The sequence below is a fragment of the Planococcus versutus genome, from assembly GCF_001186155.3.
GTDB classification, from domain to species: Bacteria; Bacillota; Bacilli; order Bacillales_A; family Planococcaceae; genus Planococcus; species Planococcus versutus.
In genome coordinates this window covers 2,117,714-2,141,016 of the sequence record NZ_CP016540.2, presented here as the reverse complement: position 1 = coordinate 2,141,016, position 23,303 = coordinate 2,117,714, and the positions used below count along the sequence as shown (strand labels likewise).

General features: G+C 40.2%; 24 protein-coding genes. 23 read left to right on the top strand and 1 reads right to left on the bottom strand.

The window, feature by feature from the left end:
* Window positions 1-194 precede the first annotated feature (194 nt).
* The 12 genes from gmk (at window position 195) to I858_RS10930 (ending at window position 12,478) form a co-directional block, all read left to right on the top strand.
* Window positions 195-815, top strand: a complete 621-nt coding sequence (gene gmk, locus I858_RS10985) for a guanylate kinase (protein ID WP_049693317.1) — start codon at window positions 195-197, stop codon at window positions 813-815.
* A complete protein-coding gene (gene rpoZ / locus I858_RS10980; RefSeq protein WP_049693316.1) occupies window positions 815-1,039 on the top strand; it encodes a DNA-directed RNA polymerase subunit omega in 225 nt (74 codons plus the stop codon). Before gmk ends, rpoZ begins: the two co-directional genes overlap by 1 nt.
* 75 nt (window positions 1,040-1,114) lie before the next feature.
* Window positions 1,115-2,320, top strand: a complete 1,206-nt coding sequence (gene coaBC / locus I858_RS10975) for a bifunctional phosphopantothenoylcysteine decarboxylase/phosphopantothenate--cysteine ligase CoaBC (protein ID WP_049693315.1) — start codon at window positions 1,115-1,117, stop codon at window positions 2,318-2,320.
* Window positions 2,310-4,706, top strand: coding sequence for a primosomal protein N' (gene priA / locus I858_RS10970; RefSeq protein ID WP_049693314.1), 2,397 nt, complete (start codon window positions 2,310-2,312; stop codon window positions 4,704-4,706). The genes coaBC and priA overlap by 11 nt, the downstream gene beginning before the upstream one ends.
* A gap of 19 nt (window positions 4,707-4,725) precedes the next feature.
* Window positions 4,726-5,235, top strand: a complete 510-nt coding sequence (gene def / locus I858_RS10965) for a peptide deformylase (protein ID WP_049693313.1) — start codon at window positions 4,726-4,728, stop codon at window positions 5,233-5,235.
* The gene (gene fmt, locus I858_RS10960) at window positions 5,232-6,164 is read left to right on the top strand and encodes a methionyl-tRNA formyltransferase (protein WP_049693312.1); all 933 of its coding nucleotides are present in this window, start codon (window positions 5,232-5,234) and stop codon (window positions 6,162-6,164) included. The genes def and fmt overlap by 4 nt, the downstream gene beginning before the upstream one ends.
* Window positions 6,161-7,513, top strand: coding sequence for a 16S rRNA (cytosine(967)-C(5))-methyltransferase RsmB (gene rsmB / locus I858_RS10955; protein WP_049693311.1), 1,353 nt, complete (start codon window positions 6,161-6,163; stop codon window positions 7,511-7,513). The genes fmt and rsmB overlap by 4 nt, the downstream gene beginning before the upstream one ends.
* Window positions 7,514-7,533: 20 nt before the next feature.
* Entirely contained in the window at window positions 7,534-8,283 is a 750-nt protein-coding gene (locus I858_RS10950; protein WP_083553701.1) for a Stp1/IreP family PP2C-type Ser/Thr phosphatase, read from the top strand.
* A 2-nt stretch (window positions 8,284-8,285) separates the two neighbouring features.
* On the top strand, window positions 8,286-10,259 hold the full coding sequence (gene pknB, locus I858_RS10945) for a Stk1 family PASTA domain-containing Ser/Thr kinase (RefSeq protein WP_049693310.1): 1,974 nt from the start codon (window positions 8,286-8,288) through the stop codon (window positions 10,257-10,259).
* Window positions 10,260-10,279: 20 nt separating this feature from the next.
* Window positions 10,280-11,176 (top strand): ribosome small subunit-dependent GTPase A, encoded by an 897-nt coding sequence (rsgA, locus tag I858_RS10940; RefSeq protein ID WP_049693309.1) that lies wholly within the window; start codon window positions 10,280-10,282, stop codon window positions 11,174-11,176.
* The gene (gene rpe, locus I858_RS10935) at window positions 11,169-11,834 is read left to right on the top strand and encodes a ribulose-phosphate 3-epimerase (protein ID WP_049693308.1); all 666 of its coding nucleotides are present in this window, start codon (window positions 11,169-11,171) and stop codon (window positions 11,832-11,834) included. The genes rsgA and rpe overlap by 8 nt, the downstream gene beginning before the upstream one ends.
* A gap of 5 nt (window positions 11,835-11,839) precedes the next feature.
* Window positions 11,840-12,478: a thiamine diphosphokinase gene (locus I858_RS10930; RefSeq protein WP_239457269.1), complete on the top strand. Its 639-nt coding sequence runs from the start codon at window positions 11,840-11,842 to the stop codon at window positions 12,476-12,478.
* Window positions 12,479-12,621: 143 nt separating this feature from the next.
* On the opposite strand, the gene rpmB is transcribed toward I858_RS10930, so the two are convergent.
* Window positions 12,622-12,810, bottom strand: coding sequence for a 50S ribosomal protein L28 (gene rpmB / locus I858_RS10925; protein ID WP_049693306.1), 189 nt, complete (start codon window positions 12,808-12,810; stop codon window positions 12,622-12,624).
* Between the two features lie 220 nt (window positions 12,811-13,030).
* On the opposite strand from rpmB, the gene I858_RS10920 reads away from it, so the two are divergent.
* The 11 genes from I858_RS10920 to rnc all read left to right on the top strand — a co-directional run bounded on the left by I858_RS10920 (window position 13,031) and on the right by rnc (window position 23,303).
* Complete coding sequence (locus I858_RS10920; RefSeq protein WP_049693305.1) at window positions 13,031-13,393, top strand: Asp23/Gls24 family envelope stress response protein; 363 nt, start codon at window positions 13,031-13,033, stop codon at window positions 13,391-13,393.
* Between the two features lie 18 nt (window positions 13,394-13,411).
* Window positions 13,412-15,064 carry a DAK2 domain-containing protein gene (locus I858_RS10915; RefSeq protein WP_049693304.1) on the top strand — a complete coding sequence of 551 codons (1,653 nt, stop codon included), beginning with the start codon at window positions 13,412-13,414 and terminating at the stop codon, window positions 15,062-15,064.
* A gap of 135 nt (window positions 15,065-15,199) precedes the next feature.
* Window positions 15,200-15,862, top strand: coding sequence for an L-serine ammonia-lyase, iron-sulfur-dependent subunit beta (sdaAB, locus tag I858_RS10910; RefSeq protein WP_049693303.1), 663 nt, complete (start codon window positions 15,200-15,202; stop codon window positions 15,860-15,862).
* A 16-nt stretch (window positions 15,863-15,878) separates the two neighbouring features.
* Entirely contained in the window at window positions 15,879-16,778 is a 900-nt protein-coding gene (gene sdaAA / locus I858_RS10905; protein WP_049693302.1) for an L-serine ammonia-lyase, iron-sulfur-dependent, subunit alpha, read from the top strand.
* Entirely contained in the window at window positions 16,768-18,810 is a 2,043-nt protein-coding gene (recG, locus tag I858_RS10900; protein ID WP_049693467.1) for an ATP-dependent DNA helicase RecG, read from the top strand. The genes sdaAA and recG overlap by 11 nt, the downstream gene beginning before the upstream one ends.
* Before the next feature lie 89 nt (window positions 18,811-18,899).
* Window positions 18,900-19,484, top strand: a complete 585-nt coding sequence (fapR, locus tag I858_RS10895) for a transcription factor FapR (RefSeq protein WP_049693301.1) — start codon at window positions 18,900-18,902, stop codon at window positions 19,482-19,484.
* A complete protein-coding gene (plsX, locus tag I858_RS10890) occupies window positions 19,481-20,479 on the top strand; it encodes a phosphate acyltransferase PlsX (RefSeq protein ID WP_049693300.1) in 999 nt (332 codons plus the stop codon). The genes fapR and plsX overlap by 4 nt, the downstream gene beginning before the upstream one ends.
* Window positions 20,469-21,407 carry an ACP S-malonyltransferase gene (gene fabD / locus I858_RS10885; RefSeq protein ID WP_049693299.1) on the top strand — a complete coding sequence of 313 codons (939 nt, stop codon included), beginning with the start codon at window positions 20,469-20,471 and terminating at the stop codon, window positions 21,405-21,407. Before plsX ends, fabD begins: the two co-directional genes overlap by 11 nt.
* Window positions 21,404-22,150, top strand: coding sequence for a 3-oxoacyl-[acyl-carrier-protein] reductase (gene fabG / locus I858_RS10880; RefSeq protein ID WP_049693298.1), 747 nt, complete (start codon window positions 21,404-21,406; stop codon window positions 22,148-22,150). Before fabD ends, fabG begins: the two co-directional genes overlap by 4 nt.
* A gap of 39 nt (window positions 22,151-22,189) precedes the next feature.
* Window positions 22,190-22,423, top strand: a complete 234-nt coding sequence (locus I858_RS10875; protein ID WP_049693297.1) for an acyl carrier protein — start codon at window positions 22,190-22,192, stop codon at window positions 22,421-22,423.
* A 124-nt stretch (window positions 22,424-22,547) separates the two neighbouring features.
* Complete coding sequence (gene rnc / locus I858_RS10870; protein ID WP_049693296.1) at window positions 22,548-23,303, top strand: ribonuclease III; 756 nt, start codon at window positions 22,548-22,550, stop codon at window positions 23,301-23,303.

The following is a 23,303-nucleotide window of genomic DNA, read 5'->3' as shown; positions in this document are numbered from 1 at the left end:
ATAACGATCAGTCTAAACTAATGATAAAATGTTCGACAGAAAGCAGAAATGTTCTCAGATTGTATAAATTATGTTAATCGGTCAACCGAATTGCATTAAAGTATACGCGGATTGTATCATTAAGCTAGCTGATTCAAAAAAGTTATGTCAAAGAGCCGTTGATGAAAATAACGACAAGGCAAATGAGGGATAAAATGAGAAACCAACGTGGACTGCTGATTGTCCTATCAGGACCTTCGGGTGTTGGAAAAGGCACGGTACGAAAAGAGCTGTTCTCACAGCCAAACACAAATTATGAATACTCAATATCGATGACGACAAGATTTCCGCGTGAAGGAGAAATCGACGAAGTCGACTATTTCTTTAAAACGCGAAGTGAGTTTGAATCCCTGATTGAACAAGGACAGTTGCTGGAATTTGCAGAGTTTGTAGAAAATTATTATGGGACACCGCTCGAATATGTAAACAAAATGCGCGATGCAGGTCGTGATGTGTTTTTAGAAATTGAAGTGCAAGGTGCTGCACAAGTTCGTTCAAAAGTTCCAGATGGCTTGTTTATCTTTTTAGCTCCACCAAGCCTATCCGAACTAGAAGAGCGACTAGTGGGTCGAGGAACTGAGTCAGATGAAGTGATTGCTTGTCGATTACAGGCTGCACGTCAAGAACTTGAAATGATGAATTTATATGATTACGTAGTAGAAAATGATGAAGTTGAAAATGCCTGTAACCGAATCAATGCTATTATTATTGCAGAACATTGCAAGCGTGAACGCGTTGAGAAACGCTATTTTGATATGCTAAAGGAGAATGTTTAATGTTATACCCATCTGTTGACAAACTAAAAAACCGAATCGATTCGAAATACTCATTGGTAGCACTTGCTTCTAAACGTGCGCGCCAATTACATGAAAATGGTGACGAAAAATTAGATTCGTACACTTCAGTTAAATCAGTTGGAAAAGCGCTTGAAGAAGTAGCTGCTGGTGTCTTAGTACCAGAAAAACAAGATGAATTTGCAATTTACGAAGACGAAATTTAACCATTAATCGCAATTGACGACTCCCAGAGCAAATTTGTTCTTTGGGAGTTTGTTGTTTAGAAAGGGTGTATTGAGTTGTTGGAGAATCGAAAAATTCTACTATGTGTCAGTGGAGGAATTGCTGTCTACAAAGCGGTTGCGCTCGTAAGTAAACTGTCTCAAGCAGGTGCTTCTGTAAAAGTGATTATGACCCAATCAGCGCAGCAATTCGTGCAACCGTTAACTTTTCAGGTGATGTCAAGACATGATGTTTTCACAGACACGTTTGACGAAAAAGATTCATCTGTCATTGCGCACATCGATTTAGCGGATTGGGCGGAATTGATTATTGTCGCACCTGGAACGGCGAATGTGATTGGTAAATTAGCAAATGGCATTGGCGATGATATGGTAACAACGACTTTGCTTGCTGCAACGGCGCCTATTTGGATTGCACCAGCAATGAATGTTCACATGTATGATCATCCTGCAGTCAAACGCAACATTCAACAGCTTCATGAAGATGGTATCCGTTTTATCGAACCATCTGAAGGCTTTCTCGCTTGTGGTTATGTCGGCAAAGGCCGTTTAGAAGAACCTGAGAAAATTACGCAGTTGGTAGAAACTTATTTTAGACGTGAACTCAAATTGACGGGTAAAAAAGTGGTTGTTACAGCAGGACCTACGCGAGAGCGAATTGATCCCGTCCGTTTTTTAACAAATTTCTCAAGTGGCAAAATGGGTTATGCGATGGCTAGCGCTGCTGCTGAAATGGGAGCGGAAGCGATATTAATTAGTGGACCTGTTTCACTGAGCGTACCTAGTGGTGTGACACGTATACAAGTCGAGAGTGCAGCAGAGATGTTAGAAGCAGTAGAAGCTCATTTTGCAACGGCAGACTATGTGGTCAAAACAGCAGCCGTTGCTGATTACCGGCCTAAAAAAATCGCCGATCAAAAAATAAAAAAACAACAAGGTGAGTCATCAATTGTATTAGAACGCACAATTGACATCCTAAACCAATTGGGACAACAAAAAACACATCAAGTATTAATCGGTTTTGCAGCTGAAACCAACAACGTTAGTAAATACGCAAAAGATAAATTAGAGCGAAAAAACGCAGACTATATTATCGCAAACGATGTAAGCGAAGCGCAAGCTGGTTTTGAATCAGATACAAACCGCGTTGTTGTTTACGGGAAAAATGATTTTGAGCAAGCTTTTGACATGATGCCGAAACAACAATTGGCTCATCAGTTGTTTGAAATGATTATAGAAAAGGAAACACCATATGATCGCTGAAGTGATTGTTGACGTTGCTGCACATCCAATTGATCGGCCTTTTGATTATGTCATTCCAAAACAAATTGAAGTGTTGACACAGCCGGGAATGCGTGTGAAAGTGCCGTTTGGCAATCGAAAAGTACTTGGATTTATTACAAAAATTAAAGAGCTTTCAGATTTTGACCCAAAACGGTTAAAGCCGATTCATGAACTGATGGACGTAATACCCGTACTAAATGAAGAATTACTACAAATGGCACAGTGGATGAAAAAACAAACTGTGTGTTTTGAAATTGATGCTTTGCAAGTTATGGTTCCAGCCGCTTTACGGGCAAAATACGAAAAACGATTTGTATTAAATGACACACTTGAAACAATCGCTCCAGAGTTGCGTCCGTACTTCGAAAAGCGACCGTTCATTCGATTGCAAGATGCAGTGGATATATATGCGCTATTAAAGAAAGAAATGGACAAAGGAACAATTAGTGCAGACACGGATATTCAACAGCAAACAGCTGTTAAAAAGATAAGAATGATTCACATTGCAAATGATGTTGAAACGCTTGAAGCAATTGAAATCCGCGCAAACGCTAAACAGCAGTCAAAGTTAATGGCATACTTTTTGAGCAATACGGGACAGACAATTGAATCATCTCAACTTCAAAAAATAGCGAGTGTTTCGTTGCCAACAATTTATAGCTTAGTAGAAAAAGGTGCGGCTCAAATTTCCAATATGGAATCTTACCGCGATCCACAATTATTAACTGAAATCGAACGCAAATCATCTTTAACACTGACGAAAGCTCAACAATCTGCGTTTGATGCAATAGAGTCTTCTTTAAACACAGAGAAAACGTTCTTATTACATGGAATTACTGGTAGTGGAAAAACTGAAATTTATTTGCAAACAATCGATCAAGTATTAAAACAAGGCAAAGAAGCCATCATGTTAGTACCCGAGATTTCGTTGACACCTCAAATGACAATTCGCTTTAAAGAGCGATTTGGAGATCAAGTAGCAGTTTTGCACAGTGGATTATCTGCAGGTGAAAAATACGACGAATGGCGAAAAATTCAACGAGCAGAAGTGAAAGTTGTGGTGGGTGCACGTTCAGCGATATTTGCTCCTTTCCAAAACTTAGGATTAATTATTCTCGATGAAGAACATGAGTCAAGTTATAAACAAGATGATTCTCCACGCTATCATGCACGTGATATGGCAATTTGGCGAAGTGAATACCATAATTGCCCAGTTATACTAGGAAGTGCAACACCTTCACTAGAGTCTTATGCTCGTGCTCAAAAAGGAGTATATGAATTATTAGTACTAGAAAAACGTGCGAAAAACCAACCTTTGCCAGCTGTTCACATTGTCGATATGCGTGAAGAACTGCGGAACGGCAATCGCTCGATGTTTTCCGTTCAATTAGCAGATGCCATTCGTGATCGTCTCGAAAAAAAACAACAAACGGTATTATTTTTAAACAAACGTGGATATTCATCGTTTGTGTTGTGCCGCGATTGTGGAATAGTTATGCAATGTCCGAATTGCGATATTTCTCTAACGTATCATCGATCGAGTGAAACCATGAAATGTCATTATTGTGGCTATGATGAACGTGTTCCAAAAATATGTCCCGAATGTGAAAGTGAACATATTCGGTTTTTCGGAACTGGTACACAAAAAGTTGAAGAAGAACTAGCCAAAGTGGTGCCAGAAGCACGTGTATTGCGAATGGATGTTGATACAACACGCAGTAAAGGCGCACACGAAAAAATCCTGTCTGCTTTTGGTGAAGGCAAAGCAGACATTTTATTAGGTACACAGATGATCGCTAAAGGATTAGACTTTCCGAACATTACACTAGTCGGGGTGTTATCTGCAGATACCACGCTTCATTTGCCTGATTTTAGAGCAGCAGAAAAAACCTATCAATTGCTGACACAAGTTAGTGGTCGTGCTGGTCGTGATGTGTTACCGGGTACAGTCTATGTTCAATCGTATACGCCAGACCATTACGCTATTACGTTAGCGAAAGATCAATTGTATGAACCGTTTTATGAACGAGAAATGACCATGCGACGGGCAAGTGGCTATCCCCCTTACTACTTTGTTGCCAATATACAATTCACACATGAAGATTTAATGACTGTAGCCGAATATGCAGACCAAACCGTTCGTTATTTAAAAAGGCAGCTGTCTCCAAATACGTTAATTATCGGACCTTCAGCATCGCTGATTGCTCGTGTCAATAATAGATATCGTTATCAATGTTTGATAAAATACAAAAAAGAACCAAAACTCGTCGACACCATGCAGCAATTGATTAAAATTCATCGCACAGAATGGCTAAAAAAAGGTGCCACGCTGTCGATTGATATGAATCCTACGTCGGTTATGTAAAAGAAAAGAGGAACCATATATGTCAATTCGAATAATTGTAAAACACCCAAACAAGGTATTAGAAACAACCTGTCAAGTAGTAACTGTTTTTGATGAAAAATTGTCGGTTTTATTAGATGATATGCACGAAACAATGATTGAATCTGATGGAGTTGGCATTGCTGCTCCTCAAGTAGGCGAAACAGTGCGAGTGGCGATTGTTGATTTCAGAGAAGGCCAAGAGCCCATTGAAATGATCAATCCAGAATTGGTGCTATTTGAAGGCACTGAAACCGATATTGAGGGTTGTTTAAGTTTCCCAGGAATTTTCGGGGAAGTAGAACGTTTTGATCACATTAAAATCAAAGCACAAGAACGGGATGGTTCGTGGTATGAGTTAGAAGCAGAAGGCTATGAAGCTCGTGCCATTCAACATGAAATGGATCATTTAGATGGTATTTTATTTACTAGCAAAATCACTAAATATGTGACACAAGAAGAATTAGATGAAATGATTCGTGAGCAAGAAAAAGAGGAGGAGCAGGTTTGACCAAAATTATATTTATGGGAACGCCTGCCTTTTCAGTACCGATATTGCGAATGCTTATTGAAGAAGGCTATGAAGTGGTTTCTGTCGTTACACAGCCGGATCGTCCTGTAGGTCGCAAAAAAGTCATGACGGCGACTCCAGTTAAAGAAGAAGCAATACGTCTTGGTTTGCCTGTTTATCAACCAGAAAAGTTAAAAAACCAAGAAGAACTTCAGCGTGTTCTAGATTTACAGGCTGATTTGATTGTGACAGCAGCATTTGGTCAAATTTTACCAAGTGAACTATTGGAAGCACCAAAACTTGGCGCAATTAATGTTCACGCATCACTATTGCCAGCTTATCGTGGAGGGGCGCCAATTCATCAAGCCATTATTGATGGGCAAGATAAAACGGGCGTTACCATTATGTATATGGTGGACCGATTAGATGCAGGGGATATTATTTCGCAAGTAACCGTGCCAATTAAAGAGCAAGATCACACTGGTAGTATGTTTGAAAAGTTGAGTAGTGCAGGATGCGATTTATTGAAAGCTACACTGCCATCCATTATTGAAGGCACCAACAAACGAATTCCACAAGAAGAGCAATTTGTAACGTATGCGCGAAATATTTCGCGCGAGCAAGAGCGGATCGATTGGTCAAAATCTGCTAGAGCGATTTACAATCAAGTGCGTGGACTCTATCCATGGCCAGTAGCATATACCAGCTTTAATCAAGCCAACATGAAAATTTGGTGGACAGAAAAAACGTCATCTACTGAAAATGGTCAAGTAGGGCAAGTGGTTAGCACGACTGAAGATGCCATTTTAGTGCAAACTGGTGATGGCATACTAGCAATTACAGACTTGCAACCAGCTGGAAAAAAACGCATGACAGCAAAAGAGTATTTAAAAGGACCTAAAATCCAGGTAGGAGATTTATTCGAATGAAAAACAAAAAACTTCAAGGCAATGTGCGCGATGCCGCTTTTTCAATCCTGTGGGCAGTTGAAAACAAACAAGCTTATAGCAATCTTTTACTTCACCAAACAATTGAAAGTTTCGGGATTGCTACTAAAAACAAAGGCTTGTTAACGGAAATTACGTACGGTACTTTGCAACATCAAATGACGTTAGATTATTATTTAGAACCTTATCTAAAAGGGAAAATCGAGCCTTGGGTGAAAGTTTTACTAAGACTTTCACTTTATCAAATTGTTTATTTAGATCGGATTCCACCGCATGCAGTTGTTCACGAAGCAGTTGAAATCGCTAAACGACGTGGTCACGGAGGTGTTGCTTCTGTAGTCAATGGCGTGCTCCGTTCGGTGCAAAGAAACGGCGTTCGTTCATTTAATACGATAAGTGATCCATATGAAAAAATTTCTATTGAAACAAGTCATCCAGAATGGATGATCCGAAGATGGGCCGAGCAATTTGGATTGGAAAAAACACGTGAAATGGCGCTTGAAAACAACAAAACGCCATCTCAAACGGTGCGTGTCAATACTGTCCGAGCGACTGTGGAAGAAGCTATTGAAATGCTTGAATCAGAAGAGTTAAAAGCGGTACCGAGCAAGTTGATTCCGGAATGCTTAATTGTTACCAATGGTCAACCTGCTCGTACGATGACTTTTGAAAAAGGCTTTATTACTATTCAAGATGAAAGTTCCATGCTTCCAGCCTATGCACTGCAAGCTGAACCAGACATGGCAGTGCTTGATATGTGTGCAGCGCCAGGTGGAAAAACAACCCATATCGCTGAGAAAATGAATAATCGCGGAACCTTATATGCACTAGACTTGCACCAACATAAAGTAAAGTTAATTGATGAAAATGCCAAACGACTTGGACATACTATTATTGAGACAATCGTCGGCGATGGTAAACAAAGTGTTGAGCAATTTGGCGAAGAAAAATTCGATCGCGTACTGGTGGATGCTCCGTGTAGTGGACTAGGTGTTATCAAACGTAAACCAGACATTAAATACACAAAAAAAGAGCAAGACTTTGCCCGTCTGCAAGAAATTCAAATTGAGTTATTAGACCAAGCTGCTCGTGTATTAAAAGAAGATGGTATTCTCGTTTATAGCACATGTACGATCGATGCGATTGAAAATAGAGGAACAGCTGAACGTTTTTTAAAAGAGCATCCGGAGATGGAAACCATTCAAGCTGTATTGCCAAAAGCTATGAATAGTAAACATATAGGTTTTGTTCAAGTGTTTCCGCAAGATTATGAAAGTGACGGATTTTTTATCGCTGCTTTTAAAAAGACCCAAAAGACAGCAACAGTTTAAAGGGATTGGGGTGTCGTGATTTGTTTCAGTATGTTATTGAAAGTGATATGGGAAAAGTTCGGGCAGTAAACGAAGATAGTGTAGCGGTATTAAAACGGCCAAGTGGATTGATATTGGCAATTGTCGCTGATGGAATGGGTGGTCATAAAGCTGGAGATGTAGCTAGTAAAATGACAGTGGACCAATTGAGTCGTTATTTTTTAGAAGACGATGAAACAGAGTTCCGCACGCTCGACAATAAAAGGGAATGGCTTTCTAAGCGCATTCAAACAATCAACCAAAACGTTTTTGAACATGCTACAAAACACTCTGAGTGCAAAGGAATGGGTACGACATTGATTGCAGCGTTGATTGAAGGAAGTGGAGGTATTTTATGTCATATTGGTGACAGCCGGGCTTATCTTATAAACGATGCAATCCAACAAATCACACGAGACCATTCCTATGTAAACGTCCTAGTTGATAGTGGAGAAATCAGTCAAGAAGAAGCTGAAGCGCATCCAAAGAAAAATTGGATTGTCCGTGCACTTGGAACAGAAGCCGGGATAGAAAGACAAATCATTGATTTTTCATTTGTAGATGCTTCTTATTTGCTCATGTGCTCAGATGGATTAAGCAATAAAATCCCAAAAGAAGAACTTGCATCTATTGTTCGTGCTAGTGCGCCTCTATCTCAAAAAGGTCAAGAGTTAATTACGTTAGCCAATGATCTTGGAGGCGAAGATAATATTTCGTTAATTCTTTTATCGTCTTTGGATGAGGTGGTGTAACCATGTTGATCGGTAAAAATATCAACGGACGCTACAAGATCAAAGAATTAATTGGTAGTGGTGGTATGTCTAATGTCTATTTGGCACATGACATCATTTTAGACCGAGACATCGCAATCAAAATTTTACGTTATGATTTTTCGAATGAAGAAGAACTGCGTAGACGCTTCCAAAGAGAAGCGTTATCTACTACGAGTTTGGCTCATCCGAATATTGTCAATATTTTCGATGTAGGTGAAGACGGTTCGATTCATTATTTGGTGATGGAATATGTTCCAGGAGAAACTTTAAAAGAATACATAATCGAGCATTCACCTGTTTCGTCTGAGCGGGCAGTCGAGATCATGAGGCAATTGACATCTGCTTTAGCTCACGCCCATCACAACCAAATTGTTCATCGTGACATTAAACCGCAAAATGTATTGATGGATGCTGAAGGCAATGTGAAGATATCTGATTTTGGCATTGCGATGGCGTTGAGTGCGACTTCCTATACACAAACAAATTCAGTGTTAGGAACTGTGCATTATTTATCGCCAGAACAAGCCAGAGGTGGCACAGCTAATAAAAAATCTGATATTTATTCACTTGGCATCGTGATGTATGAATTGATTACAGGGAAACTGCCATTTTCAGGTGAATCAGCCGTGTCGATTGCATTAAAGCATTTGCAAACAGAAACGCCATCCTTGCGAGAAACGGTTCCAACATTGCCTCAAAGTTTGGAGAACATTGTATTAAAAGCGACAGCAAAAAACATTGAACATCGCTATCAATCGGCAGATGAAATGGAAGAAGATTTGGAGACGGCATTGTTGCCAGAACGGTTAAATGAACCAAAGTTTGTCGTGCCTGTTGACGAAGGGGCTACACGTGCGATGCCAGCGATAAAAAATTCAGTAGCATCCATGGATCCGATAGAAACAAAAACGATGCCGTTGCCGTTAAACGAAGCGAAAAAAGTACAGAAAGTTCCTGAGAAAAAGAAGAAAAAGAAATGGCCATGGGTAGTGGGCATTCTTGCTTTTCTTCTAGTTCTTGGACTGATTCAAGCAATCGCATTTCCTGGATTGTTTGCACCAAGACAAGTTGCGGTGCCTGACGTTTCAGAAGTGGAACGAACAGAAGCGATAGAAGAGCTCCAGGCTACAGGTTTTACTGTCGGTGAAGAAACGGAAGAATTTTCAGAAGAAATAGCTAGCAATCATATTATCCGGACGATTCCAGAAGCCGGTAAAATGAGAGACCGCGAAACAGCAGTTCAGCTGTTTATTAGCAAAGGCAAAGAAAAAGTTGAAATGAACAACTTCGTAGGATCAACTCTTGAAGAAGCTACAAAAGAGTTGGTAACGAAAAATTTTGAACCAGCAAACGCTACAGAAGAATTTTCCGATGAACCTGAAGGTACGATTTTAAATCAGCGACCTGCAGCAGGAGAAGAAGTAATCGTTAGTGAGACAACTGTAGAATTTATCGTTAGCAAAGGAAAAGACATGCGTGCTGTAGAAAATTTAGCTGGCTTTACCGAAGCAAATTTAAATGATTACGCCCGATCTTCAGGCTTTAATATTCGCATTATTTCTGAACAAGCATCTGATAAAGTCGAAGCGGGGAAAGTGATGTCACAAACTCCAGCTGCAGGAGAACAACTAGTTGCCGGTAGTACGATTGAAGTTACCTTATCTTCAGGTATGGCAGAACAAGCAATGAAAACCTTCGTTGATACGATAGAAATTCCTTATGAACCAGCTGAGGCTGCTAAAGAAGGCGAAGAGCCGGTCGAACAAACGATTCAAATTTATGTGCAGGATAATACACAAACCATGGTAGAACCGGCTGAAAAATTCAAGATTACGGAAAACAAAACGCACCGTATTGAACTTCAAATCGGACAAGGCGAAAGCGCTTCTTACCGAATTGTCCGAGACGCTACTATTATTTTGGAAGAAACGATTGATTATGCAGAAGTGGAATAAATAACGAAAGGAGTGAAACGATGCCAAAGGGTCAAATCAGAAAAGCATTAAGTGGATTTTACTATGTTTTGGATGAAGATGGAGAGCGTTATACGCAATGTCGTGGACGAGGTGTTTTTCGTAACCGTCAAATCACACCTTTAGTTGGTGATTATGTTGACTATAAGGCAGATCATGAGTTAGAAGGAACGATCTTACATGTCTATGAACGTAAAAATGAATTGATTCGACCACCTATTTCAAATGTAGACCAAGCTATTTTGGTATTTTCAGCTAAACAACCAGATTTTCATCCTTTGCTCTTGGATCGTTTTCTAACAGCAATAGAAGCCCATTCGATTCAACCTATTATTTGCTTAACAAAAATGGATTTATTAAAAGAAACAGAAAAAGAGAACATTAAAAACTATATTGCAGATTACGAAAAAATAGGATATGAAGTGATTCCGACATTTATCGATGATCCCGCATTAAAGGACCGGTTAATGCCAGTACTTGAAGGAAAGATTAGTGTATTAGCTGGACAATCCGGAGTTGGAAAATCAACGATGCTCAACACCATTTTGCCTTCGTTAAAATTAAAAACAGATGATATTTCCAAAGCGTTAAATCGTGGAAAGCATACGACAAGACATGTTGAATTGATCGCTGTTAATAAAGGTCTTTTGGCTGACACTCCTGGGTTTAGTTCGTTTGACTTTGAAACGATGGAAAAAGAAGAATTGTCTGCTTGTTTCCCTGAATTTGCAGTGCGTTCTAACGCTTGTAAATTTCGAGAATGTTTACACCTGAACGAACCTAAATGTGCTATTAAAGCAGCAGTTGAAACAAAAGAAATCCCAGCTTATCGTTATAAGCATTACTTAAAGTTTTTAGAAGAAATTATAAGCCGAAAGCCGAGGTATTCAAATGATTAAAATTGCACCGTCTATTTTAGCAGCAGATTTCACAAAACTTGGAGAAGAAGTGTTAGAAGTAGAAAAAGCAGGAGCGGATTGGATTCATGTAGATGTCATGGATGGTCATTTTGTTCCGAACATTTCATTCGGAGCAGTTGTGTTAAATGCGATACGTCCACTGACAAAATTGCCCATGGATGTTCATTTAATGATTGAAAATCCTGACCTGTACATCGAAGAATTTGCCAAAGCAGGCGCTGATTACATTACAGTGCACGTAGAAGCTTGTCCTCATTTACATCGTACGATTCAATTGATTCGTTCATTCGGTGTCAAACCTGGTGTTGTATTAAATCCGCACACGCCAGTTGAGAGCATTCAACATGTACTTGAAGATATCGACCTTGTATTATTTATGACTGTAAACCCCGGCTTTGGAGGACAAAAATTCATTCACTCGGTCGTGCCAAAAGTAAAACAACTTGCTGAAATTATTAAAGAAAAGGATTTATCGATTGAAATTGAAATTGACGGTGGTATTAACGAAGAAACTATTATTGCTTGCGCACAAGCTGGTGCGACTGTTTTTGTAGCAGGTTCTGCTATCTATAGCAAAAAAGACCGAAAGCAAGCACTTCAAGCAATTAAGAAAGCGGGAGAAGAGGCGATTTCGTGAATATCATGTTAATCGCAGGAGGTCCGGCAGATGAACTGCCGGATTTCTCTTTTTTTCCTGATGGACTATTTATAGGTGTTGATTCAGGAACACTCGCATTACTCGAACGAAGCATTCGCCCTGTGGCTGCAGTTGGAGATTTTGACTCTGTGACTGCGGAAGAATATGAACAGATACGCTCAGTGTTCCCAGATTTGGCACGTTCACCGTCAGTAAAAGATCAATCGGATACAGAGCTTGGACTTGAAATGGCAATGAGCTACGAGCCAAAGCAAGTAATACTAGCAGGTGTAACTGGTGGTCGTCTAGACCATTACATGAGTGTGTTGCATATTATGTACAAATATCAGCAAGAGTATCCTGCAACGCGTTTTACCTTATTAAACAATCAAAACCAAATTCGTTTTTTAAATTCAGGTACGCATGAAGTTACAAAACATCCACGTTACCATTATGTATCTTTTTATCCTTTTGCAGAAAAAGTAGAAGGATTGACGCTAACAGGATTTATGTACCCCGTGATTAACGAAGACCTTCCGTTTGGCACAACACGATTTGTCAGCAATGAACTTTTAAATCGGGGAAGTGTAACAATTGGGAGTGGTCATTGTTTAATGGTGGAAAGTTCAGATGTAGAGAAATAATGAGAAAGTAGTCAATTTTTTGGAAGTACAAAAGGACTGTCACACAAAGTCATGGTTATGACCTTTTGTGGCAGTCCTTTTGAGTCGATCAAAGAAAAAAATGCCGAACTGATTAAATCAGTGTCGGCATTAGCGATGAGCGATTATACACGCTCAACTTTTCCTGATTTCATTGCTCTTGCAGAAACCCATACACGTTTCGGTTTACCGTCTACAAGGATGCGAACTTTTTGAAGGTTAGCTCCCCATGTACGTTTTGTCGAATTCATAGCGTGCGAACGGGCATTTCCGGCGCGAGCTTTACGTCCACTAATTGCACATACTTTAGGCATGTAAGTCCCTCCTCACAAGTGAAGCTGAAAATTATTGTAGAATTTCAGTTCGTTTTTCGTTTCACATACTTTAATAATTTACCACAGACATATTCGCATTGCAACTATAATTCAAGGTCTTTAAAGAAAAAAACCTTTACACCTTAAAACGGTGGCTTTTCATCTATAATGGTTTAAGGTAGAATGAGAAGAGTGAAATAGGACTCAAGGAGGAATTTCAATGTCGATTGAATTAAAGAACGAATATGGTCAAATCGATATTTCAAATGACGTCATTGCTCAAATAGCAGGCGGTGCAGCGATAGAATGCTACGGTATTGTAGGTATGGCGACAAAACATCAAATACGTGACGGCTTGACAGATATACTTCGCAAAGAAAATTTTGCAAAAGGTGTCATTGTCCGCCAAGAAGATGCAGATTTGGTCATCGATATGTATGTCATCATTAGCTACGGTACGAAAATCTCCGAAGTGGCTTATCAAGTTCAATCTAAAGTGAAATACACCATTACAAAAACATTGGGTATGTCAGTACAAGCAGTAAATATTTTTGTCCAGGGAGTTCGTGTAACGAACCCGTAAGAGGAGGAAGAAGTAGATATGAAGTCATTAAATGGCGTGAAGTTCGCAGAAATGGTTCAGATGGGGTCTCACCATCTTTTTCAAAATGCAGACTATGTGGATGCATTAAACGTATTCCCGGTTCCTGATGGAGATACAGGAACCAATATGAATTTATCGATGACTTCTGGAGCAAAAGAAACAACAGCTCAAGCAGAAGCGCACATCGGTAAAACCGCAAGTGCTTTATCTAAAGGCTTATTAATGGGAGCTCGTGGAAACTCAGGTGTTATTCTTTCACAACTTTTTAGAGGCTTTGGTAAGCACATTGCCACTGAATCAGAATTGACGGTGCTTACGTTTGCTGAAGCTCTGCAACATGGAGTAGAAACAGCATATAAAGCAGTGATGAAACCAGTTGAAGGTACGATTTTGACAGTCGCAAAAGATGCGGCTGCTAAAGGCATGCAATCAGCGAAAACAGAAAAGGACATCATTGTTTGGTTCGAGACTGTAGTGACTGAAGCAAAAGCATCTTTAGAACGTACGCCCGACTTACTCCCCGTGTTAAAAGAAGTAGGGGTTGTTGATAGTGGGGGACAAGGGCTTGTTTACGTGTATGAAGGTTTCCTTGCTTCATTAAAAGGTGAAGAACTTCCAGAGAAACATGCTCACAACTCAATGTCAGATTTAGTGAGTGCTGAACATCATAAAACCATCGCAGGTTTCATGAATACTGCCGATATTGAGTTTGGTTATTGTACAGAATTTATGGTGAAATTTGAAGTAGGCAAAAAGGAGTTTAATGAAGCTTTATTCCGTTCTGATTTAAGTAATTATGGCGACTCTTTATTGGTTATCGCAGATGATGAAGTGGCGAAAATTCATATCCACTCAGAAGAGCCTGGGAAAGTGCTTACATATGGCCAAGATTATGGAAGTTTGATCAGTATGAAAATTGAAAATATGCGTCAACAGCATATTGATATTGTCGGTGAAGATTTCCATAAAACTGAAACCAAATCACAAGCAGTTTATCCGTATGCAGTTGTAACGGTTGCTATGGGCGAAGGAATCGGGGAATTGCTACGCAGTATTGGTGCTTCGTATGTGATTGAAGGTGGTCAGACGATGAATCCATCGACAGAAGACATTGTTAATGCTGTAAAATCTATTGGCGCAGAACGCGTATTAATTTTACCTAACAACAAAAATATTATTATGGCTGCAGAGCAAGCAGCAGAGCTTCTTGATATTGAAGCAGCTGTGGTGCCAACTAAAGACGTGCCTCAAGGAATGTCTGCTTTGCTTGCTTTTAATCCCAATGCTTCAGTCCAAGATAACCAAACTGCTATGACAAGTGCATCAAAACATGTGAAATCTGGTTCAGTAACGTTTGCTGTTCGTGACACATCAATTGATGGCATTAAAATTAAAAAAGATGATTTCATGGGCATTTCTGAAGGGAAGATTGTCGTTTCCAACAGTAAACTTGAACATGTGACAGAAGAGCTTGCTAAACAATTAGTGGATAGCGAAGCTGAAATCGTGACTATTCTTTATGGAGAAGATGCGACAGCTGCCGATGCACAAAAACTAGCGGAGTTTATTGAGTCGTTAAATAACGAAGTGGAAGTTGAAGTCCATGACGGCAAGCAACCGCTATATCCATTTATACTTGCTGTAGAATAGTTTTGTATTTCAATTTGTAAATAACAACTAAGAACCTTAGGCGCATACCCATGTATGCGCTTTTTATTTTTGTTAAATATGTCAGATTCATGTACACTAAGAATATAAGTAAACTGAAAGTGAGGGGTTTGAGCCATGAAGTTCAAATCTGTTTTTGATATAATCGGTCCGGTCATGATTGGACCATCTTCTTCGCATACTGCGGGAGCAGCTCGTATCGGAAGAGTAGCGAGAGATTTGTTTGGTAGGCAGCCAGAATGGGCGAAAGTGCATTTATACGGTTCATTTGCAGAAACCTATAAAGGCCATAGTACAGATGTTGCAATCATTGGTGGACTATTGGATTACGATACTTTTGATGAGCGCATCAAAACATCTTTTGAAGAAGCAAAAAATGCAGGAATGTCTTTTGAATTTATTCCAGAGACAGGTCATGTGGATCATCCAAATACTGCGCGTATTGTCATTGGAGATGCGAAATCTGAAATGTCGATGATGGGTATATCTATCGGTGGCGGTAAAATTGAAATTACAGAGCTTAATGGATTTCCTTTGCGATTGTCGGGAAATCACCCGGCAATTTTAGTTGTTCATGAAGATCGTTCAGGATGCATTGCCAATGTCGCTAATTGTTTATACAAATACGATATCAACATTGGTCATATGGAAGTTTCCCGTAAAGAAAAAGGACATATGGCATTGATGGTTATTGAAGTAGATCAAAACGTTGATAAAGAAGTGATGGACGAGTTACGTAAACTTCCCAACATTACACAAGTAACAAGAATTGCCGATTAAATTGGAGGGCTAAATAATGGAAGCTTTATTCCGTAATGTAAGAGAATTAGTTGAACGAGCTGAAAAAGAAGAGAAATTGATTTCAGAAATCATGATTGAGCAAGAAATGCTGATGACGGATCGTTCTCGTGAAGACATAATGATTCAAATGGATCACAATTTAACAATTATGGAAGAAGCCGTGGAAAAAGGATTAAAAGGCGTTCATTCGGTGTCAGGGCTTACCGGTGGAGATGCGGTACTATTGCAAGCTTACCGTGAAAAAGGCAACACGCTTTCTGGCGACTTATTAATTGATGCTGTAAGCAAGGCAGTAGCGACAAATGAAGTTAACGCAGCGATGGGTACAATTTGCGCAACGCCAACAGCTGGCTCTGCAGGCGTTGTACCAGGCACATTATTCGCTGTTCAAAATAAGTTAAATCCAACACGAGAGCAAATGATTCGTTACTTATTCACAGCAGGCGCTTTTGGTTTTGTTGTGGCGAATAACGCATCAATTTCAGGAGCGGCTGGTGGCTGTCAAGCAGAAGTAGGATCAGCCGCTGGTATGGCTTCAGCAGCTATTATCGAAATGGCTGGTGGGACTCCGCAACAATGTTCAGAAGCGTTCGCAATTACCATGAAAAATATGCTTGGTCTAGTATGCGACCCAGTGGCGGGATTAGTAGAAGTGCCTTGTGTGAAACGTAATGCAATGGGGGCTGCTAACGCAGTGGTAGCAGCAGATATGGCGTTAGCAGGTGTTACTAGCCGTATTCCGTGTGACGAAGTCATTGGTGCGATGTTTGAAATTGGTCAGTCTATGCCTAGTGCATTAAGAGAAACTGCAAAAGGTGGACTTGCCGCAACTCCTACCGGAAAATGGCTCGAATCCAAAATTTTCGGAGGAGCAGTCGTTGGTAGTGGGCAGTAAAGAGTCTGTCGCCATATTAAAAGGAGTAGGGAAACAAGCCGTCGAAACCTTACAGGAAATGAAAATTGAGACCTTGCATGACTTGATTATGACATTTCCATACCGCCATGAAGATTTTCAATTAAAGGATCTGGTTGATACACCTCATAATGAGCGCGTTACAGTGGAGGGAAGGGTCGAAAGTGAACCTTCCGTCCTTTTTTTAGGTAAGAATAAATCACGTACGCAAGTCCGCGTGTTGGTTGGCCGTCATTTGATCAAAGCAATTTTCTTTAATCAACCTTACGTAAAAGCAAAACTGCATTTAGGAGAAATTATTACCTTAACTGGTAAATGGGATCGTGGTCGTCAAGTTATTACGGTATCAAATCATACTATCGGTCCAAGGACAAATGGAGCGGATTTTGAACCGGTTTATAGTTTGAAAGGGAGCATTCACCAAAAAACATTTCGGAAACTGATGAGGCAAGCATTAGATTTAGTAAAAGAAGATATGGAAGATTGTTTGCCAAAAGTGTTTGTCGATGCGTATCAATTGGCACCAATTCAAGAAGCTTTAGAATGGGTTCATTTTCCTCCAGATGGTGAAAAAGTCAAACAAGCGCGTAGAAGATTTGTTTACGAAGAATTGTTGGTTTTTCAGTTGAAAATGCAAGCGCTTCGCAAAAAGAATCGTGAAGAAGAAGGTGGTTCTTTTATTGATTACGATCTCGAACGCTTGAAAATATTCATCGAATCGCTTCCTTTTAATTTGACAGCTGCACAAAAACGAGTCGTCAATGAGATCTGCAAGGATATGAAAGAACCATTTCGTATGAATCGTCTGCTACAAGGTGACGTGGGTTCTGGCAAAACTGTAGTAGCTGCGATTGCGTTATATGCAGCTTATACAGCAGGACTACAAGGTGCGTTAATGGCACCGACTGAAATTTTAGCAGAACAGCATGCCAATACATTAGAACAGTGGTTTCGACCTTTTTCGTTGAACATTGCTCTTTTAACAGGTTCAGTGAAAGGCAAAAAAAGACAATTGATTTTGGAGCAGTTAGCTAATGGTGAAATTGATTTATTGATCGGTACTCATGCCTTGATTCAGCCTGAAGTGCGATTCCACAAGCTAGGTCTTGTCATTACCGATGAGCAACACCGGTTTGGCGTAGATCAGCGACGTGTGTTAAAGGATAAAGGCTATAATCCAGATGTTCTATTTATGACGGCTACACCGATTCCACGAACGTTGGCGATTTCTGCTTTTGGAGAAATGGATGTATCCGTGATTGATGAAATGCCTGCTGGTCGCAAAGAAATTGAAACCTATTGGATGAAAAAAGAGATGTTTGGCAAAATTGTTGGGCGGATGGAAAAAGAGTTAACTGCAGGACGACAAGCCTATGTCATCTGTCCGCTGATCGAAGAATCCGATAAACTGGATTATCAAAATGCAGTCGATTTGTTTCAGCAGTTATCGATGTATTTTAAAGACCGGTTTACGGTTGGATTGATGCATGGTCGCTTGCACTCAGATGAAAAAGAACAGACAATGCGCGAATTTTCAGAAGGACAAATTGCCGTATTAGTGTCGACGACGGTTGTAGAGGTTGGCGTGAATGTACCAAACGCGTCGTTTATGCTTATTTACGACGCCGAACGTTTTGGTTTGTCACAGCTGCACCAATTACGAGGACGTGTTGGACGCGGCAGTGAACAGTCATATTGTATCTTGTTAGCAGACCCGAAAACAGAGATCGGCAAAGAGCGTATGACGACGATGACTGAAACTAACGATGGTTTTGTACTGGCAGAGAAGGATTTGCAGCTAAGAGGCCCAGGAGACTTTTTTGGTCGAAAGCAAAGTGGTATTCCTGAATTTAAAATGGCTGATTTGATTCATGATTACCGAGCACTTGAAACAGCTAGAAAAGATGCGGAAAAATTGATTAGCAGTGAAGAGTTTTGGCATGCGGAAGACATGTCTTGTTTGCGTCAGCAAATTGAAAAGTCAGGAATATTATCGGGTGGTCGACTCGATTAAGAATGCTAGGTATTAATTTTCCTTGCATTCTTTTTTTGTTATTTATATACTCATATTAGTACCAAGTGCTAATAGCGGGCGGTGACACAGTGAAAAGACCGAAAAAACAGCGACAACAAGCATTACAAGACTCGATTAAAGAAAATCCTTTTGTGACTGATGAAGAATTATCGATAATATTCGACGTTAGTGTGCAAACCATTCGATTAGATCGAATGGAACTTGCGATTCCGGAACTTCGAGAGCGAATTAAACACGTGGCTGTAAAAACTTTTGAAGACGAAGTCAAATCTTTGCCTATCGACGAAGTAATTGGCGAAATTATTGATATTGAATTAGATCAAAAAGCAATTTCAATTTTCGATGTTAAACCCGAACATGTTTTTCAACGCAATCAAATTGCCAGAGGACATCATTTATTTGCACAAGCCAATTCATTGGCAGTAGCTGTCATGAATGAAGATCTGGCACTGACAGTGAAATCGGAACTGCAATTTTTACGTCCGGTTCGAGCAGGTCAACGAATTGTTGCAAAAGCAGAAGTAATCGACAATTATCCTGAAAAAAATAGAGCGTTTGTCAAAGTTACTTCTTCAGTTGAACAGCAAACGGTTTTTATCGGCACTTTTGAAATGTATCGCATGACAGAACAAAGTGAAGGTGACGTAAAGTGAAAATAGCAGTAGATGCAATGGGTGGAGACAATGCTCCAAAAGAAATTATTGGTGGCGTTTATAAAGCGTTAACAGCATATCCGGATATTGAAATTCAGTTATATGGCCATCAAGAAAAAATGCAGGAATTTTTGACAGAACATGATCGTTTAACAATCATGCACTGTGAAGAAGTGATCGAATCAGAAGACGATCCTGTACGCTCGGTTCGTCGTAAAAAAGATGCATCAATGGTTCGAATGGCGCAAGCTGTAAAAGACGGTGAAGCAGATGCTTGTGTATCCGCAGGCAATACAGGCGCACTCATGTCAGCCGGCTTGTTTATCGTAGGTCGTATTGATGGCGTGGATCGTCCAGCTCTAGCTCCAACTTTGCCGACACTCGACGGCAAAGGATTCGTAATGCTTGATATGGGTGCGAATGCGGAAGCTCGTCCTGAACATCTTGTGCAATACGCGATTATGGGTAGCATTTATGCTGAAAAAGTTCGCGGCATTAAAAATCCGACGGTGGGCTTATTAAATATTGGAACAGAAGAGAAAAAAGGCAATGACTTAACAAAAGCTGCTTTTCCGTTATTAAAAAAAGCGCCGATTAATTTTGTTGGCAATGTAGAGTCGCGAGGCTTATTAAATGGAGTAGCTGATATTGTAGTGACAGATGGCTTTACTGGCAATATGGTTTTGAAGACGATTGAAGGAACGGCGATGAACGTCTTTTCGATGATTAAAGACGTATTTATGAGTTCAGCAAAAACAAAAGTAGCTGCTTTTCTTGTCAAAGATGATATAAAAGGATTAAAAGGTATGTTGGATTATAGCGAATATGGTGGCGCAGGATTATTTGGTTTAAAAGCACCTGTCATTAAAGCTCATGGTTCATCAAATGCTAACGCCTTATTCAATGCGATACGCCAAACGCGTACGATGGTTGAATTTGATGTAACAGGCACAATTTACAGTACGCTGAAAAAGGAGACTTTACATGAAGACTAAAATTGCATTTATCTATCCAGGCCAAGGGTCGCAAACAGTCGGAATGGGCGAGAGCTTTTTAGAAGACGACACGAGCCGTAAATTTTTCGAAAGTGCAGATCAAGCACTCGACCTAGACTTATCCAAGTTAATGCTAGAAGGTCCACAAGAACAGCTGACGTTAACGTATCATGCGCAGCCCGCTTTATTAACAGTTAGTTCAATGATTACAGAACGTTTGATTCGTGCTGGTATTCGTCCGGATTATACAGCAGGCCACAGTCTTGGCGAATATAGCGCGCTCGTAACTTCGAATGTGTTAGAATTTCCAAAAGCAGTTAATATTGTACATAAGCGTGGATTGTTTATGAATACGGCTTTTCCAGCTGGAGAAGGGACAATGGCTGCTATTCTTGGTATGGAAAGTGAAGAACTTGAAAAAGTAACAAATGAAGTGACGGACACGACAGGCGTTGTTCAACTTGCTAACTTGAATTGCCCAGGACAAATTGTTATTTCGGGTACAAAAGCAGGAGTTGAACAAGCTTGTTTACTAGCAAAAGAGCGTGGAGCTAAACGGGCCATTTCACTTGATGTCAGCGGACCATTCCACTCAGAATTGATGCGTTCGGCATCCCAAGATTTAGCGAAAGAACTGAGTGTTTCTTTCTTGTTAGATGCGAAAGTACCAGTCGTTTCAAACGTCACGGCAAAAGCAGAAACAAACGCAACTCAAATTCAAGATCTCCTCGTTCGTCAATTGTACTCTCCAGTTCTATGGGAGCAATCAGTTCGTGAAATGATTGACCTTGGTGTAACAGTGTTTGTCGAAATTGGTCCTGGAAAAGTATTGAGTGGCTTAGTGAAAAAAATTGATCGCTCAGTGAAAACTTTTCCGGTGTATGACTTAGAGTCGTTTGGAAAAGCGGTAGAGGAGTTGGGAAAATGAGTAAACTTGCAGGGAAAACAGCAATTATTACAGGTGGGTCTCGTGGGATTGGTGCAGAAATCGCCCGAAAATTTGCAGCAGAAGGTGCAAAAGTAGTAGTCAATTATAGTGGCAGCCAAGAAAAAGCAGAAGCAGTCGTCGCAGATATCGAATCTAATGGCGGAACAGCAATTGCGGTTAAAGCCAATGTATCAGAAGCAGATTCAGTAAAAGCGATGATTGATGAAACAATGAAGACGTTCGGTTCTGTAGATATTTTAGTAAACAATGCTGGAATTACGCGTGATAACTTAATGATGCGCATGAAAGACGACGAATGGGATGACGTGATTAATATTAACTTAAAAGGCGTATTTATTTGTACAAAAGCTGTTACCCGTCAAATGATGAAACAACGCTCTGGAAGAATTGTCAATATTGCTTCAATCGTAGGTGTCATGGGAAATGCGGGACAAGCAAACTATGTTGCGTCAAAAGCAGGTGTTATCGGCTTGACAAAAACAACAGCGCGCGAACTAGCAAGCCGTGGAATTACAGCGAACGCAGTTGCACCTGGTTTTATCACGACAGACATGACCGATCAATTGAACGAAGATGTTCAGAAAACCATGATGGGACAAATCCCACTCGGCCGTTTTGGAGCTCCAGAAGATGTTGCAAAAGCAGCATTATTTTTAGCTTCAGATGATGCTTCATATATGACCGGTCAAACACTGCACCTTGATGGTGGCATGGTCATGTAACTAAATTTTTTGTATACTATTTGAGGGGAGGTGACGACATTGTCAACAGTATTAGATAGAGTAACGAAAGTAATCGTGGATCGTCTAGGAGTAGAAGAAAGCGAAGTGAAACTTGAAGCTTCATTTACAGGTGACCTAGGTGCAGATTCATTGGACGTAGTAGAACTTGTTATGGAACTTGAAGATGAGTTCGATATGGAAATTTCTGATGAAGACGCTGAAAACATGAACACAGTAGGCGACGCAGTAACGTACATCGAAAAGAAACAATAATACGCTAACATCTATTGACGCATAATTGCTGTTATACTAAGCAATTGTGCGTCAATTCTTTTTTTGCACAAACGCTGAAAAACAGGTAAAATCGAAGGAAGTATACACAGAAAGGCAGATAAAAATGGCGATAAATAAAAAAACAAATCATCAAAAGTCTGGTCTTGTAAAGGAAAGTGCTAAAGTGGCATTTGAACAATTACAAAGAGAGTTAAATGTTTCATTTCACAAGCCAGCTTTGCTCTACCAAGCATTTACCCATTCATCTTATGTGAATGAGCATCGAAGAAAACAGTTCACCGACAACGAACGCCTAGAGTTTTTAGGAGATGCGGTACTGGAAATTTCAGTTTCGCATTACCTATACATGAAGTATCCGGAAATGAGCGAAGGCGAGTTAACAAAGTTGCGTGCAGCAATTGTTTGTGAACCTTCGTTGGTTTTATTTGCGAACGAACTTGATTTTGGCAAATACATCCTTTTAGGCAAAGGAGAAGAATTGACTGGTGGCCGAACACGTCCTGCGCTTTTGGCTGATGTTTTCGAATCGTATATCGGTGCACTTTATCTGGACCAAGGGTTAGAACCTGTTGTCAGATTTCTGGAAATAGTGTTATTTCCAAAAGTAGATATCGGTGCTTTTTCGCATGTGATGGATTATAAGAGCCAGTTGCAAGAGTTGGTTCAACAAAAGAATGCCGGAGCGTTGAATTATGAAATTATTGATGAAATCGGTCCGGCTCACAGTCGTATTTTTGTCACGCGCGTGTCTTTAGCAGACAAAGAACTTGGAGTTGGCAATGGCCGATCAAAAAAAGAAGCGGAACAGCAAGCAGCACAGCTAGCAATCCGTAAACTGCAAGAAGCGGCGGAGGAGTAA

Bases quoted from the DNA above. Each gene is read 5' to 3' on its own strand.
- pknB (WP_049693310.1), top strand. From the start codon at position 8,286: ATGTTGATCGGTAAAAATATCAACGGACGCTACAAGATCAAAGAATTA.
- rpe (WP_049693308.1), top strand. From the start codon at position 11,169: ATGATTAAAATTGCACCGTCTATTTTAGCAGCAGATTTCACAAAACTT.
- rpoZ (WP_049693316.1), top strand. From the start codon at position 815: ATGTTATACCCATCTGTTGACAAACTAAAAAACCGAATCGATTCGAAA.
- fabG (WP_049693298.1), top strand. From the start codon at position 21,404: ATGAGTAAACTTGCAGGGAAAACAGCAATTATTACAGGTGGGTCTCGT.
- sdaAB (WP_049693303.1), top strand. From the start codon at position 15,200: ATGAAGTTCAAATCTGTTTTTGATATAATCGGTCCGGTCATGATTGGA.
- priA (WP_049693314.1), top strand. From the start codon at position 2,310: ATGATCGCTGAAGTGATTGTTGACGTTGCTGCACATCCAATTGATCGG.
- rsgA (WP_049693309.1), top strand. From the start codon at position 10,280: ATGCCAAAGGGTCAAATCAGAAAAGCATTAAGTGGATTTTACTATGTT.
- gmk (WP_049693317.1), top strand. From the start codon at position 195: ATGAGAAACCAACGTGGACTGCTGATTGTCCTATCAGGACCTTCGGGT.
- I858_RS10930 (WP_239457269.1), top strand. From the start codon at position 11,840: ATGTTAATCGCAGGAGGTCCGGCAGATGAACTGCCGGATTTCTCTTTT.
- fabD (WP_049693299.1), top strand. From the start codon at position 20,469: ATGAAGACTAAAATTGCATTTATCTATCCAGGCCAAGGGTCGCAAACA.
- rnc (WP_049693296.1), top strand. From the start codon at position 22,548: ATGGCGATAAATAAAAAAACAAATCATCAAAAGTCTGGTCTTGTAAAG.
- rpmB (WP_049693306.1), bottom strand. From the start codon at position 12,810: ATGCCTAAAGTATGTGCAATTAGTGGACGTAAAGCTCGCGCCGGAAAT.
- def (WP_049693313.1), top strand. From the start codon at position 4,726: ATGTCAATTCGAATAATTGTAAAACACCCAAACAAGGTATTAGAAACA.
- rsmB (WP_049693311.1), top strand. From the start codon at position 6,161: ATGAAAAACAAAAAACTTCAAGGCAATGTGCGCGATGCCGCTTTTTCA.
- I858_RS10920 (WP_049693305.1), top strand. From the start codon at position 13,031: ATGTCGATTGAATTAAAGAACGAATATGGTCAAATCGATATTTCAAAT.
- I858_RS10915 (WP_049693304.1), top strand. From the start codon at position 13,412: ATGAAGTCATTAAATGGCGTGAAGTTCGCAGAAATGGTTCAGATGGGG.
- sdaAA (WP_049693302.1), top strand. From the start codon at position 15,879: ATGGAAGCTTTATTCCGTAATGTAAGAGAATTAGTTGAACGAGCTGAA.